The sequence below is a fragment of the Novosphingobium sp. NPDC080210 genome (genome assembly GCF_050281025.1).
Lineage (GTDB): Bacteria > Pseudomonadota > Alphaproteobacteria > Sphingomonadales > Sphingomonadaceae > Novosphingobium.
The window spans coordinates 360,876-375,331 of record NZ_JBNNWL010000003.1; the positions used below are offsets into that span (position 1 = coordinate 360,876).

At 66.1% G+C, this 14,456-nt stretch carries 13 protein-coding genes; 5 read left to right on the forward strand and 8 right to left on the reverse strand.

The features are described from left to right. Nucleotides 1–230: 230 nt before the first annotated feature. The 4 genes from fdxA to ACQKOE_RS10770 form a co-directional block, all read right to left on the reverse strand. Nucleotides 231–569 carry a ferredoxin FdxA gene (gene fdxA / locus ACQKOE_RS10755; RefSeq protein ID WP_374590353.1) on the reverse strand — a complete coding sequence of 113 codons (339 nt, stop codon included), beginning with the start codon at nt 567–569 and terminating at the stop codon, nt 231–233. Between the two features lie 14 nt (nt 570–583). Further along, nucleotides 584–877, reverse strand: coding sequence for an RNA-binding S4 domain-containing protein (locus ACQKOE_RS10760; RefSeq protein WP_374590351.1), 294 nt, complete (start codon nt 875–877; stop codon nt 584–586). After that, nucleotides 877–3,402, reverse strand: a complete 2,526-nt coding sequence (locus tag ACQKOE_RS10765) for a helicase-related protein (protein ID WP_427512780.1) — start codon at nt 3,400–3,402, stop codon at nt 877–879. Before ACQKOE_RS10765 ends, ACQKOE_RS10760 begins: the two co-directional genes overlap by 1 nt. Nucleotides 3,403–3,530: 128 nt before the next feature. Beyond that, the gene (locus ACQKOE_RS10770; RefSeq protein WP_427512781.1) at nt 3,531–4,148 is read right to left on the reverse strand and encodes a hypothetical protein; all 618 of its coding nucleotides are present in this window, start codon (nt 4,146–4,148) and stop codon (nt 3,531–3,533) included. Nucleotides 4,149–4,798: 650 nt separating this feature from the next. On the opposite strand from ACQKOE_RS10770, the gene ACQKOE_RS10775 reads away from it, so the two are divergent. Genes ACQKOE_RS10775 through ACQKOE_RS10795 form a run of 5 tightly spaced genes read left to right on the forward strand, consistent with a single transcriptional unit; the run spans nt 4,799 to nt 10,421 of the window. Then, nucleotides 4,799–6,310, forward strand: coding sequence for a M23 family metallopeptidase (locus ACQKOE_RS10775; protein WP_427512782.1), 1,512 nt, complete (start codon nt 4,799–4,801; stop codon nt 6,308–6,310). A gap of 32 nt (nt 6,311–6,342) precedes the next feature. Beyond that, entirely contained in the window at nt 6,343–7,335 is a 993-nt protein-coding gene (gene hemB, locus ACQKOE_RS10780; RefSeq protein WP_427512783.1) for a porphobilinogen synthase, read from the forward strand. Nucleotides 7,336–7,388: 53 nt separating this feature from the next. Continuing rightward, nucleotides 7,389–9,593 (forward strand): hypothetical protein, encoded by a 2,205-nt coding sequence (locus ACQKOE_RS10785; protein WP_427512784.1) that lies wholly within the window; start codon nt 7,389–7,391, stop codon nt 9,591–9,593. After that, entirely contained in the window at nt 9,590–10,156 is a 567-nt protein-coding gene (locus ACQKOE_RS10790) for a gamma carbonic anhydrase family protein (RefSeq protein WP_427512785.1), read from the forward strand. Before ACQKOE_RS10785 ends, ACQKOE_RS10790 begins: the two co-directional genes overlap by 4 nt. Next, nucleotides 10,143–10,421, forward strand: a complete 279-nt coding sequence (locus ACQKOE_RS10795; protein ID WP_427512786.1) for a DUF167 domain-containing protein — start codon at nt 10,143–10,145, stop codon at nt 10,419–10,421. The genes ACQKOE_RS10790 and ACQKOE_RS10795 overlap by 14 nt, the downstream gene beginning before the upstream one ends. Here the strand turns inward: ACQKOE_RS10795 and ACQKOE_RS10800 are convergent. From ACQKOE_RS10800 to ACQKOE_RS10815, 4 genes are all read right to left on the reverse strand, one after another. Beyond that, on the reverse strand, nt 10,414–11,049 hold the full coding sequence (locus ACQKOE_RS10800) for a YoaK family protein (RefSeq protein WP_427512787.1): 636 nt from the start codon (nt 11,047–11,049) through the stop codon (nt 10,414–10,416). The two genes, ACQKOE_RS10795 and ACQKOE_RS10800, sit on opposite strands and share 8 nt — an antisense overlap. Before the next feature lie 39 nt (nt 11,050–11,088). Beyond that, complete coding sequence (locus ACQKOE_RS10805) at nt 11,089–11,493, reverse strand: group II truncated hemoglobin (RefSeq protein WP_427512788.1); 405 nt, start codon at nt 11,491–11,493, stop codon at nt 11,089–11,091. Nucleotides 11,494–11,563: 70 nt separating this feature from the next. Then, complete coding sequence (locus ACQKOE_RS10810; RefSeq protein ID WP_427512789.1) at nt 11,564–13,159, reverse strand: cisplatin damage response ATP-dependent DNA ligase; 1,596 nt, start codon at nt 13,157–13,159, stop codon at nt 11,564–11,566. A 146-nt stretch (nt 13,160–13,305) separates the two neighbouring features. Then, complete coding sequence (locus ACQKOE_RS10815) at nt 13,306–14,310, reverse strand: ligase-associated DNA damage response exonuclease (protein WP_427512790.1); 1,005 nt, start codon at nt 14,308–14,310, stop codon at nt 13,306–13,308. Nucleotides 14,311–14,456 lie beyond the last annotated feature (146 nt).

A 14,456-nucleotide genomic window follows, 5' to 3' on the forward strand; every position in this document is an offset into this window, starting at 1 on the left:
GCGTTCGGGAAGTGATCGGAAAACCGGATGAACCGGTCCCGGGGCTTCCACCTGCCGCCTAATGCCTCCCGCCCATTGTATGATGCCAGGCTGCCGAACGAAGCCAAAGCTTCGCCGCAGTCGTGCTATTATATAACACGACGGTAACATAATTTCCAGAGGCGAGAATCCCGCCGCTTTCAGGCATGGAATGACAGGTTTTTCCAGGCCGGCGAAGCGGCCCGAATCGCTTAGTCGCCCTCGCCCGGTTCGGCCGAGAAGAACTTGTCGAACTTGCCTTCTTCACCCTTGTGATCGTCAGCGTCGGCCGGCGGATCCTTCTTCTGGGTGATGTTCGGCCATTCAGCGGAGTACTTGGCGTTCAGTTCCAGCCACTGTTCCAGCCCGCTTTCGGTGTCGGGCAGGATGGCTTCGGCCGGGCATTCCGGTTCGCACACGCCGCAGTCGATGCATTCGCTGGGATTGATCACCAGCATGTTCTCGCCTTCGTAGAAGCAGTCGACCGGACAAACCTCGACGCAGTCGGTATACTTGCACTTGATGCAGGCGTCGGTGACGACGTAAGTCATGGCGGTCAGGTCCCCTAAGGCGAATTGTTCTCTGGCGCTGCTAAGGGAACTCCGCCCGTCCCGTCAAGCACGCGATAACAGGCCTGTGCTTCCGGAGCGGGTCCGCGCCGCTCTGGCATGGCGGTCAATTCGATCACTGCTACCCCGCGCGGCAGGGGGATGACCATGACATCACCCACGGAAACCGCCTGGGCGGAACGTTCGATCCGCTTGCCGTTGAGCCGGATATGCCCCGCGCAAACCAGCGATTGCGCCGCGCTGCGCGTTTTCGCGAGGCGCAGGAACCAGAGCAGCTTGTCGATCCGCATCAGCGCATCAATCCTGCGAGAGCGGCGAATGCGCTATCCGGGCGCGGGACCGGAGGAGCGGCGGCGCGGCCAGCGCTATCGCGGCGCGGCGCGCGCCAGCGCCAGCGCGCGGGCTGGGGCGGTCCAAAGGCGCCCTTGGACAGAACGCGTGCCGGCGTTGCGTTGAACCCGGCAAGCCGGAGCAGGTGGGCATAGCTGACCGTAGCCAGACCAGTGGAAACGGCCAGGGCCGGATCGATCACGAACGGTCGCCCCTTTGCCGCCACGCGGGCTTCATGCGCGGCGCGCAGCAGCTTTTCGGCAATATCCAGCCGCACTGCCTGTTTGCCGAGGCGGCGATAGCCGGGCGGGGCAAGCGCCTTGCCCGGCGTGGTGACGACCGGCGGCATGTTCGGCACCGGGGCGTGATGCGGCAGGCCGCGGACGGCTTGCAGGGTGCACCAGGCAGAGAGCGCCGCCGGCTTCAACATGTCCGGGACGAACAGGTCCAGTGCACCAACTCTAACTCCCAGCTTGCGCAGCCGTTCACGCTGTTCGGGGCTGAGCTTGTCGAGGTTCGATCCTGCGCGTTCCAGTATTCCGCCCGTTTCGACCAGCCGAATCAGCAAGGCGCGCAGTTCGGGGCCGGAGGCTGCCTCGCCCGCCGCCGCGTTCAGGCGGTGGAGCGGTGTCAGCGCCTTGAGCTGGCTTGCCAGCCATTGTTCCAGCGAAGCCACGATCCGCTGCCGCAGTTCGGCAGACAGCGCATCGAGCGACGCATCAAGGGTAATGCGGGGGACCAGCAGGTTTCGACTTGGATCGAGTTTGGCCACCGGTTCGCCATCCCAGAGGATGCGCGCTTCCCGAAGCGAAAGCCGTGCGCCCTCTTCCGCCAGCAGCGCTTCGGCGCGGCTTTTACGCAGGGCGGGCAAGTGCCGTTCCGCCGCTGCCAGCAACAGCTTGCGGTCGGCCAGACGGCATTGCGGATCGACGCGAAAGCGGAAGCCCGCGAGGTGGCCGATCGGCTCGCCATCGACCTGGACTTCGTCCTCGACCAGTTCCACGGGCAGAAGCCCTGCGTCCGGCCCCAGCTTCTTCATCAGGACCGACGTGCGGCGATTGACGAAGCGTTCGGTCAGGCGCGCGTGGAGCGCATCGGATAGCCGGGTTTCGACCGCCCTTGCCCGCGCCGCCATCTCTTCCTTGGCCAGGACCCAGTCAGGCCGCTGGGCGACATAGGCCCAGGTGCGGATCGCGGCGATGCGCATTTGCAGCGTGTCGATGTCGCCGCCGGGATTGTCGAGATCGGCAATGGCGCGAGCCACGAAGTCGCCGCCCAGCTGACCGTGGCGCAGATCCTGCCACAGCCGCGCCACGAAGCGGGCGTGGGTTTCGGCACCGTGCTGGCGGAAGTCGGGCAGCGAGCACGCTTCCCAGAAGCGCCGCACCGTGGCTTGCCCCCGAACCGTTTGCGCAATGTCGGGTTCCTCAGACAGGCGGCGCAGCACGGCGAGGTCAATCGCTTCGGGCGCGGGGGCAAGTTCGGGCCGGTCCGGCGCGCGCGACAAGTCGGCGAGCAGGGACTTGAGGCTGCTCATGTCCGGCTCCGCCTCGCGCCAGAACATCTTGGTCAGCGGGGGGAAGCGATGTTCCTCGATCGCATAGACTTCTTCGGGCGTGAATTCGGCATCGTGGCCGCCGGTCCCTGCCAGGGTGCCGAAGCTGCCGTCGCGCTGGTGGCGGCCAGCCCGCCCCGCGATCTGTGCCATTTCGCTGGTGGTCAGGCGGCGCTGGCGCACTCCGTCGAACTTCCACAGGCCGGCAAAGGCGACGTGGTCGATGTCGAGGTTGAGGCCCATGCCGATGGCGTCGGTGGCGACCAGGTAATCGACCTCGCCATTCTGGTACAAGGCGACCTGGCGGTTGCGGGTTTCCGGGCTGAGGGCGCCCATCACCACGGCAGCCCCGCCCCGGAACCGGCGCAGCATTTCCGCCACGGCATAGACCTGCTCGGCGCTGAAGGCGACAATCGCGCTGCGCGGCGGCACGCGGCTGAGTTTCTTGGCACCGGCATGGGACAGGGTGGAAAAGCGCGGGCGGCTGACGATTTCGGCTTCGGGCAGCAGGGCCTTGACCATCGGCTCCAGCGTGGCCGAACCCAGGATCAGCGTCTCGTCGCGCCCGCGCGCGTGGAGCATCCGGTCGGTAAAGACATGGCCGCGTTCCCGGTCGGCACCCAGCTGCGCCTCGTCGATGGCGGCAAAGGCCACGTCGGCCAGGACCGGCATGGCCTCGGCCGTGCAGAGCAGGTAGCGCGCGTTCTTGGGTTCGATCCGTTCCTCGCCGGTTATCAGGGCGACATGCTGCGCCCCCTTGATCGCGCAGACCTTGTCGTAGACCTCGCGCGCCAGCAGCCGCAGGGGAAAGCCGATCATGCCCGAGGAGTGAGCGCACATCCGCTCGATCGCCAGATGTGTCTTGCCGGTATTGGTCGGACCGAGCACCGCCTTGAGGCGAGAGGTATGGGCGGCTTTGCGCTGGGCCATGCATCAGATGTGGCAAGCGCCAGGGCAATCGGCAAGGTGGCGGGACAGAGATTTCCCCGCAGCTTTGGTCCATAGCAAAATGGGGCGCTCCGCCGTGGAGCACCCCATTGGACTGGATCCCGTCTGGATCAGAACTCCAGAGTATAGGTCAGATTGTCGGTGTAAGTCCCGGCTACGCCGAACTTGTCGGTGTCGAGTGCGGTCAGGCCACCCAGATTCAAGTAGATCGGGGCCGAACCCCGGACGGTTTGATTCGTCCCGGTGCCGACTCCGGACGCTCCGCTAGTGGCAATGTTTGCGCTTGCGCCCCATGCAGCCGTCCACGACCCTTCGTTAAGAGGAGCAGTCACGCCGCCGATCGTCTTCACGAAGGTCATCAGATGGGCGGTCTTGCCACCTACATTGATCAGGATCCCGTTGTACGGGGAGTTGCCCTTGATTTTCAGTCTGTAAGGGGTGCCGTTGTCACAGTTTATCGTGCCCCAAGTGACCCCTTCGTACCCATCCGTTCCCGGCGTTTCAGAGCCGACGGCAGCATAAGTATAGCCGATTTTTTGACCTAGCTCGAGGAAGGTGTTGTTCACCGTGAAAGTGCCCAGTTCGACAGTGGCACCCGTAATCGAGCACTGGGTGACCACATTGAACGATGCAGTGGAGGTGGTGGTTGCCGTGCCAGCCTGGGCAGCGCCGGGCAGCGCGGCCAGGGCGACGGCTGCCGCCGCGAACTTGTAAGCTGTCTTGAACATTGGATTATCTCTCAACTCTGAACCATCTGAAAAACTTCGGTCTGATACTCACGACGGGCTTGCGCATCCGGGCCTGGGAACGTCGAAAGCACCTCACGGAAACCGCCTGGGCGATCTTTCCGATTGCCTATTTCCAAAAAACAGAGGTGCGACCCTACTAGACCCGGAAGCAAAGAATTTTCCTGAACCCGCCTCCGTATAAACCCTGTTTATCAGTAGTTTAATCCGTGCTCAATCCGGTTTTTCTGTTCCCGAATGACACAGAAGCCGGCAGAAGGCCGCCATTTAGGATAGCCTTAACCAGATATGTTAATCGCATGTTTGCCAGGGGCGCTTTCCGGGACCGCATTGACCTTTACGGACCGAATCGCAGCCCTTGCGGCCGTTGCCGCGTGCGTAGCAATCCCCGACGCGTGGTCGGATCAAGCACCGCCTTGCGGTGCGAGCTATGGGCTATGCGCGGGGCGCTGGAATCAAGTGTGGCAAGTGCCAGGACAATCCGGGGTGCCCGCGGCGGAGCACCCCGGACAGCCGGTCCAAGGATGGCATGGGGCTCTTAGGTACAAGTTAACCACTGGCGGTGCAGGGATTACACGGTTTAGCAACACCCTGGAGGCCCGCCGTTGACAATGCCGCGCCAAATCGCGCCGATGACGACTGCGGCCGCACTCGTGGCAGTGCCGAATCCAGGACGGTTCGGAGCCTGGAGTGCGCGGCTCGATTCGCTTGCGCAGCTAGAGATCGACTGGGCGCCGGATCTGGCCGAGGATATCGGCAGTCGGCGCTGGTTTCGCGGACTGGCGACCATGGTGGGGCTGGGACTGGTGGCGCTTTCGTTCTGGCCGGACTATGCCGCGATTGCCGCTTCTCCAGTCGTGACTCTGGACGATGCGCAGCGGGACGAGTTGCGAAGCCAGATGATCCAGCCGCTTGGCTATGGCGCGGACAGCGGCAAGCGCGCCGGGGCGACCGCAGCGGTGGCGCAATTGGCGGCAGCGCCGCAGCGCACCACGGTGCAGCTTACCGCCACGCTGGCCCAGGGGGATAGCTTCGCCCGGATGCTGATCCGCGCCGGGGTGAGCGAAGCCGATGCAGGGGCGGCCACCGCGCTGGTGGCGGGTGTGCAGCCGGTCGCGCAGATTCCAGCCGGGACCCAGGTGGACCTGCGGCTGGGCGCTCCGCCCGCGCCGGGGCAGGCCCGGCCGCTGGAGCATCTGGCGTTCCGCGCGCGGTTCGATCTCGACCTGGAAGTCAGCCGGGTGGGCGGCCAGCTTGCTATCGCGCAGCAGCCGATTGCGGTGGACATGACTCCGCTGCGCATTCGCGGTGTGGTCGGCAGCGGGCTTTATCGCTCGGCCCGGGCGGCGGGCGCTCCGATCGAGGCGATCCAGCAATACCTGCAAGCGCTCGACCAGCATCTCAGCCTGGATACGGCGATCGAGGCGGGCGACACGTTCGACATCATCGTCGCTTATCGCCGCGCCGCCAGTGGGGAAACGCAAGTCGGCGACCTGTTGTTTGCCGGCCTGGAAAAGGCTGGAAAGCCCAAGGCGCAATTGCTGCGCTGGGGCAAGGAAGGGATCTTCTTCGAAGCATCGGGCATGGGGGCGCAGCGCACCGGCCTGATCATGCCGGTCTATGGCGGGCGGGTCACCTCGAACTTCGGCGCGCGGCGCCATCCGGTGCTGGGCTATACGCGGATGCACGCCGGGATCGACTTCGGCGCTCCCCATGGCGCGCCGATCTATGCCGTGGGCGATGCGCGGGTGATCTATTCCGGCTGGCACGGCGGCCACGGCAATTACGTCAAGCTGGACCACGGCGGCGGGTTCGCCACCGCCTATGCCCACATGAGCCGGGTGGCCGTGCCGAACGGCGCGCGGGTGAGTGCCGGGCAAGTGATCGGCTATGTCGGTTCCACCGGCCTGTCGACCGGGCCGCACCTGCATTACGAGCTGTATCAGAACGGGCGCGCGGTGAACCCGCTTTCGGTCCGCTTCACTGTCAGCAACCAGGTCGACCAGAAGGAGCTGGCCGCATTCCGGGCGCGCATGGCCCAGCTGAAAGCGGTCTCGCCTGGTGCGGCGATGACCAGCCTTGCCCCGCGCCAGGCGCAGGGCGCCCAGGCTCCCCGGCGCGAGATCGATCGATTGAAGAGTTGAGGTGACGCGGCGCGCGGCCTATGACCCGCGCCATGTCATCCTTTCCCGCCACCCGCCTGCGCCGCACCCGAGCCTCGGCCTGGAGCCGCGCCCTGCACCGCGAAACCATCCTTACCCCGGCAGACCTGATCTGGCCGCTCTTCGTGACCGAGGGGCAGGGGGTTGAAGACCCGATCGGTTCCCTGCCGGGCGTGTCGCGCTGGTCGGTCGATGGAATCGCCGCGCGGGCACGCGAAGCGGTGGCGCTGGGGATCCCGTGTCTGGCGCTGTTTCCCAATACGCCTGCCGACCTGCGCAGCGAGGACGGGAAAGAGGCGCTCAACCCGGACAACCTGATGTGTCGCGCGATCAAGGCGATCAGGGATGCCTGCGGGGACGACATCGGCGTGCTGACCGACGTTGCGCTCGATCCCTATACCAGCCACGGTCAGGACGGCCTGATCGACGCGCGCGGCTATGTGCTGAACGATGCGACGGTCGATGTCCTGGTCGGGCAGAGCCTGAACCAGGCCGCAGCCGGGGCTGACGTCATTGCGCCATCCGACATGATGGATGGCCGGATCGGCGCGATCCGCGATGCGCTGGAGCAAGGCGGGCACGTCAATGTCCAGATCATGTCCTATGCGGCGAAATATGCCAGCGCCTTCTATGGTCCGTTCCGCGACGCGGTCGGTTCGCGTGGCCTGCTGAAGGGCGACAAGAAGACCTATCAGATGGACCCTGCCAATGCCGAGGAAGCCCTGCGCGAAGTGGAGCTGGACCTGGCCGAAGGGGCGGACAGCGTGATGGTGAAGCCGGGGCTGCCCTATCTGGATATCGTCCGCCGGGTGAAGGAAGCCTTCGAAGTTCCGGTATTCGCTTACCAGGTCAGCGGCGAATATGCGATGATCGAACATGCCGCCGCCGCCGGCGCAGGGGACCGCGATACCCTGGTTCTGGAAACCCTGCTGGCGTTCAAACGGGCCGGCTGTTCGGGCGTGCTGACCTATCACGCCGCCCATGCGGCGCGGCTGCTCAATGGCTGAATTCGGGCTGGAGACAGAGCGGCTCACGCGTGAAGAGGGGCAAGGGTAAGCGGATGGGAGGACCGTCGCGGGCGCTGTTCGTCGTCACGATCCTGACCGGCTCCTTCCTGCTGTTCCTGATCCAGCCGATGGTGGCGCGCATGGCCCTGCCGCAGCTGGGCGGCGCGCCCAACGTCTGGAACAGCGCGATGCTGGTCTATCAGGCGCTGCTGCTGGCCGGATACTGGTATGCCCACCGCTTGTCGCGCCTGCCCTTGCGGCGGCAGAGCCGGCTGCACCTTGCGCTATACGCCGTCGCGCTGCTGACCCTGCCGGTCGGGCTGGTCAGCCTGCCTGCACCCGCGCCGGGCAGCGAAGTGTTCTGGGTTCCGGCCTTGCTGGCGCTCAGCATTGGTCCGGTGTTCTTCCTGGTATCGGCGCAGGCGCCCTTGATGCAGCGGTGGTATGCCTTGCACCCGGCAGCGGGGGAGCCTTGGGCGCTCTATGCCGCGTCCAACCTGGGCAGCTTTGCCGGGCTGGTCGCTTATCCCCTGCTGGTCGAGCCCTTGCTGCCCACCCATAGCCAGGCCTGGGCGTGGAGCGCTGGCTATCTGGTGCTGCTGGTCCTGATCGCGCTCTGCGTCCGCGCGCGACGAGGCCTTGGCGATGCCGCTGTGCAATCCGCGGAGGTCAGCGCGAAGGTTCCGCCGCGCCAGCTCGCCCTGTGGATCGTGCTGGCCGCGGTTCCTTCGGGGCTGATGCTGTCGACCACGACGCACCTGACCACTGACATTTTCGCGATGCCCCTGCTGTGGGTGATTCCGCTGGGGATCTACCTGCTCAGCTTCGTTATAGCCTTTGCCGACCGGCGCGGACCGGCGCAGATGATTTCGGCCATGGCCTGGCCCGTGCTGTTATCGGTTGGCGGTCTGGCCATGGTATCGCAGGGGTCGAACGGCCTGCTCCCGGTGATCGGCAGCGTCAGCTTGCTGTTCTTCGTCTGCGTTGCCCTCCATGCGCGGCTTTACGACCTGCGTCCCGCGCCAGAGCAATTGACCGGATTCTATCTGGCCATGTCGGCGGGCGGCGCGCTGGGCGGCCTGTTCACCGCGCTGATCGCGCCGCTGGTGTTCGACTGGGTGTGGGAGCATCCGCTGCTGGTTCTGGCTGCTGCCATGCTGATCCCGCGCACCCCGTTGCTCGACTGGACGCGGCTGGGCGGGTTGCAGCGGGAGCTGAAGTACATGGCGCTGGGCATGGCCGTGCTGGCCGCGCTGGTGCTGGGGTGGAACCTTCATGACGCCAACCAGTACGCCGGGAATGACCACGTGAGCGGCGCCCTTGCTGCGGGTTTGACCGTTGTCGGCCTGGTCCTGGTTCCGTGGCGCTGGCTGGTGGTGGGTCTGCTGGCCGCAATCATGCTGGTCCAGGGCGGCCTGCAGACGCTTTACGACAGCCGCGACGGCGTGCGTACCCGCAGCTATTTCGGGGTCTATACCGTCCGCGACTATCCTAAACGCAAGCTGCGCACCCTGGCCCATGGGACCACGCTGCACGGCCAGCAGTCGCTCGACCCGGCCATGCGTTGCTTGCCGCTGTCGTACTATGGCCCCGGTTCCGGCGTGGCGATCGGCTTTGCCAATGCCGCGCGGCTCTTTCCCGGCAAGCAGCGGCTGGGCGTGGTCGGACTCGGGACGGGGTCGCTGGCCGGATATGCCCGGCCCGGCCAGGCCTGGACCATGTATGAGATTGACGAGGCGGTGCTGAACCTGTCGCAGCGCGGGCAGTTCACCTTCCTGCGCGACTGCGCCCCGCAGGCCAAGGTCGTGCTGGGCGATGCCCGTCTCAACCTGGCCAAGGTGCGCGCGGGCAGCTTCGACCTTCTCGCCATCGATGCCTTTTCGTCAGACTCGGTGCCCTTGCACTTGCTGACCAGCGAGGCTTTCGGGGTCTACCTCGATGCCCTGGCGCCGCAGGGTGTGCTGTTCGTGCATATTTCCAACCGCTACATGAACCTGGAACCCGCGATTGCAGCGGCAGTCGGGCAGCGGCGGCTCCACGCCGCAGTGCGCGAGGATGAACCCCCGGTGGAAAGCCCCTGGACCGGCTCCACCTGGATTGCGATCACGCGCGATCCCGGCCAGCTCAAAGCATTGGCCCAGGTGGCTCCAGCCATGAAATGGCGCGCCCTGGGCAAGCCCGCCGCGCATCCCTGGACGGATGACCACGCCTCGATCCTGCCCTATGTAACCTGGGCCAACTTTCTGGGAACACCATGACCAAGCAGCGACCTGACACGACCATCATCGGCATTCACGGCAAGAGCCCGCGGATTCACGACAGCGCTTTCATTGCCCCCGGCTGCCGGATCATCGGCGATGTGGAGATCGGGCCTGACGTATCCATCTGGTACAACTGCGTGCTGCGCGGCGATGTCAGCCGGATCGTGATCGGCGCGCGCAGCAATGTGCAGGACGGCACCGTGATCCACTGCGACGGCGCGCAGCCGGGTGCGCCGGACGGTTTTCCGACCCTGATCGGCGAAGACGTGCTGATCGGCCACATGGCGATGATTCATGGGACCGTGATCGAGGACAAGGGCTTCGTCGGCTTCTCGGCCCAGACCATGAACGGCTGCGTGATCGAGCGCGAAGGGATGCTGGCGGCAGGGGCCTTGCTCGCTCCGGGCAAGCGCATTCCGGCGCGCCAGCTGTGGAGCGGTCGCCCCGCCACTTTCATGCGCGACCTGGACGACCGGGTGATTGCGGGCCTGCAGATGGGCGTGGCCCACTATGTCGAGAACGCGAAGCACCACGCCGCTCTGTACGATGGCGCGGCCTAAGGCTGACTTTCCGCCCGCCGATGCGATCCGCGCCCTCGCCGATGCCGAGGGGCGGCTGGCACTGCGCGTGACTCCCGGAGCGCGCAGCGAAGCCATCGAACTGGGCGAAGGGGTGCTGCAGGTTAAGGTTCGCGCCAAGCCCGACGATGGCAAGGCCAACCGCGCGGTGCTGGAACTCCTGGCCGATGCGCTGGGCGTTGGCGTTTCGCGGCTGGACTTGTTGCGCGGCGCAACTGGGCGCGACAAGCTGGTGCGGATCAGCTGAGCGCGATCCGCCGCGCCAGCAGCGCCAGGACCAGCGCCCAGACCGCAGGCAGCCACAGCGCATAGGCGGGCCAGGTCAGCAGCGCGAATGCGCCCGCGACCGCGCCCAGCGCCAGGCCCAGCCACAGCATCAGCCAGGATTCCCACCCCGCGCCGCCATTGCCCAGGACTTTCGCTGCAAGCCCCTGGGCAAAGCGGACCAGCGCTCCGGTCATGTAGGTCAGGCCCACCGACACTTCGCCATCGCGCTGGAACGTGTTGTTGAGTGCGCCCATGGCCAGGACCAGCAAGGCCATGGCCAGTTCCAGCTCTGCACCCCGGCCTGCCATGGCAGCTCCCGCCAGCAGGGCCGCGACCAGGCACAGCACGGCGAACTTGCGCTGCTTGCCTGCTTTTGCCGCGAGCAGCGCGCCGCCGAATACGCCGACCACGAAACCCAGGACCAGCAGGGCTGGAACCACGGCGGTGTGCGGATTGGCGACCAGATCGACCCCGAGCCGGGTGGTATTGCCGGACATGAACGAGACGAAATAGCTGTTCGCGGAGAGGAACCCGGTGGCATCGACATAGCCCGCCAGGGCAGCGGCGGCCACGGCCAGGCGGCGGCGCGAACGATCAATCGAGTTCATGGCCTGCCGGTTTAATGCCGGTCCGCCGGTTTGGCGAGGTCACTCGCGCGCCATGCCCCTTGCCATCCGGGACAGGACATCGGCCATCGCTTCGGCAACTTCACGGTCGGCGACCTCTGCCTCAGCAATCGCGCGGTTCATCGCCTCGGCCCATTGTTCGGCGGTCTGGCGGTTGATCGGGAAAGGCGCGTGCATCGACATCATGCATTTGCCGGGATTGCGCTCAAACCAGTCGCGCGGGCCGCCCGCCCACCCGGCCAGGAACAGCGGCAGAGACTCGCGCATGGGTGCCAGGTCGGGCGCATGGATCGCGCGTAGTTCGGCGAATGCGGGATCCTGTTCCATCAGGTCATAGAACCGCTCAGTAATCGCGCGCATCGCGCCGTGGCCGCCGATCCGCTCAAAGGCTGTGGCGGCTTTTGCGTCTTCTGGGGCGGTGGTCACGCAGGGGCTCCGGTCAAACTTCTCACAGCGTCACGGTAAAGCCGGTGCGGGCAATCGACCTTGACCGGGATCAATCCCGGATCAGGGCCTTCAGACTGTCCAGCCGGTCCGCCTCGTGCGCAGGCTTGTCGGCGCGGATCCGGCTGATGCGCGGAAAACGCATGGCGACGCCGGACTTGTGCCGCTTGCTGAGGTGGACCGAATCGAAAGCGACTTCAAAGACCAGGCTCCTGTCCGTCTCCCGCACCGGGCCAAAGCGATTGACGGTGTGCGTGCGGACATAACGGTCGAGCCATTTGAGCTCTTCGTCGGTAAACCCGAAATAGGCCTTGCCGACGGGAAGCAGTTCGGCTCCCTGGTCCGGGTCGCCGTCCCAGCAGCCGAAGGTGAAGTCCGAATAAAAGCTGCTGCGCTTGCCGCTGCCGCGCTGGGCATACATCAACACGCAATCGATCAGCAGCGGATCGCGCTTCCACTTGTACCACAGGCCGGTCTTGCGGCCGGGGACATAGGGGCTGTCCTTGCGTTTCAGCATCACCCCTTCGATCGCATCGTCGCGGGCGCGTTCGCGGATGGCGGCCAGTTCATCCAGGCTGGCGGCGGGGATGACGGCGCTCAGATCGAACCGCTGCGGATCCAGGCGCGGGACGAAGTGTTCCAGCGCGGCGCGGCGGTCGGTCCAGGGGAGTGGCCGCAGGTCCTCACCCTCCCGCACCAGCAGGTCATAAAGGCGTACAAAGGCGGGATAATCGGCCAGCATGGCCTTGGACACGGTCTTGCGGCCCAGCCTTTGCTGCAGGGCGTTGAAGCTGGCCGCACCGCCCGCCTCACCGCCCTGATGGCTGCCGCGCACCAGCAGTTCGCCGTCCAGCACGGCGGGAATATCCAGCGCGGCGGTCACTTCGGGAAAAGTGCCGGAAATATCGTCGCCGGACCGGGAATAGAGCCGGCTTTCCCGGTTGACGTGAACCAATTGCACGCGGATGCCATCCCATTTCCACTCAGCGGCATAGTCGGCCATGTCGATGGCGCTATCCTCCAGCGGGTGGGCCAGCATGAAGGGGCGGAACAGGGGCAAGTGCTCGGCGCTGGGTGCCTCCCCGCCGTGGGCCGCCCAATCGAACAGGGCGGCATAGGGCGCGGTCTGGCCGTGCCAATGCTCTTCCACATCATCAATGGGAACATCGAAGGCCTGGGCAAAGGCCACCTTGGCCAGCCGCGCCGAAATGCCGATCCGCATGGCCCCGGTCGCCAGTTTCAGCAGGGCATAGCGGCCATTGGTATCGAGCCGGTCGAGCAGGGCCGAAAGCTCGGCATTCACCGTTGCGCGGGTCATCGCCGACAGGGCGGCAACCGCTTCGGCCACGCTCGGCGGCGGCGGCACTTCCCCTGCCGGTTCGGGCCAGAGCAGGCTGACCGTTTCCGCCGTATCGCCGACAAAGTCGCGCGACAGGGCGAACAGTTCGGGGTCGACCCGTTCCATGATCAGGGCGCGAACGGTTCCCGCCTTCACCGCCTTGAAATCCAGCCCGTCGGTCAGCGCGGCCAGGGTCCAGCCGCGGTCCGGATCGGGCATGCGGCGCAGATAGTCGGCGATCAGCGCCAGCTTGCTATTGCGGCTGCGGGTATAGACGAGGGCATCGAGGAGGGCGGCAAACTCCTCCATCTCAAGAACCTCCCCGGACCGGGGAGGGGGACCGCCGCGCAGCGGTGGTGGAGGGGGCTGGCGGCAAAGGAGGTGCTTTGTGGCACGCCCCCTCCGTCAGCCCTGCGGGCTGCCACCTCCCCCAGAGGGGGAGGATCTGCGCGCGGCTAATCATCCTCGTCCTCGTAACCGACCAGGGCCAGGGCGCGGGCCTTGCGCTGGTTCAGCGCGCACCAGCGCAGCAGCGCATCCTCCCGGCCATGGGTGATCCAGGTTTCCTGCGGATTGATCTCGGTGATCGTGGCGGTCAGTTCGTCCCAGTCGGCGTGGTCAGAAATGATCAGCGGCAGTTCAACATTGCGCTGCCGGGCGCGCTGGCGCACCCGCATCCAGCCTGATGCCATGGCCGTGACCGGATCGGGCAGGCGGCGGCTCCAGCGGTCGTTCAGCGCGCTGGGCGGGCAGAGCACGATCTGTCCCGCCAAGGCGCCCTTGAGCATTCCCGCCACCAGCCGCAGGTCGCCAAGGTCGATGCCGTGCTCCTGATACAAGCGGCACATCCGTTCCAGCGCGCCGTGGAGGAAGATCGGTTCATGGTAACCGGCCAGGCGCAGCTGCGCGATCACCCGCTGCGCCTTGCCCAGGGCATAGGCGCCAACCAGCACGCAGCGGGCGGGATTGGCGGCGCGCGCCGCGAGCAGCTTGGCGATTTCCTGTTCGATCGGCGGGTGGCGAAAGACCGGCAGGCCGAAAGTCGCCTCGGTGATGAACACGTCGCAGGCGGCAGGCTGGAAAGGCGGGCAGGTCGGATCGGGGCGGCGCTTGTAATCACCGGTCACGATCACCCGTTCGCCGGCATGTTCCAGCAGGATCTGGGCCGAACCCAGCACGTGACCGGCGGGCAGATAGGTTGCGCTTACCCCGCCCGGAAGGGTCAAGGTCTCGCCATATTGGACCGGCACTGCGCCCGCAGCCACGCCGTAACGCTCGGCCATGATCGCCAGGGTTCCGGGTGTCGCCACCGTCTGCCCGTGTCCGCCGCGCGCGTGGTCGGCGTGACCGTGGGTGACCAGCGCACGGTCCACCGGGCGCGCCGGATCGATCCAGCAGTCGGCCGGTAGCACGCGGATGCCCATCGGCTCCGCCCTGATCCATGAAAAGGAAGCGGCCATCGCCATTCAGAATGACGATGGCCGCTGCTTTGTTCCAGTGACCGAAAGGTCAGGGGGTGCGCCCGCTATCACACCCACCGCTCAGGCTGAGCTTGTCGAAGCCGGGTTACGGCAGCTCCATCCACCCTTCGACAGGCTCAGGGTGA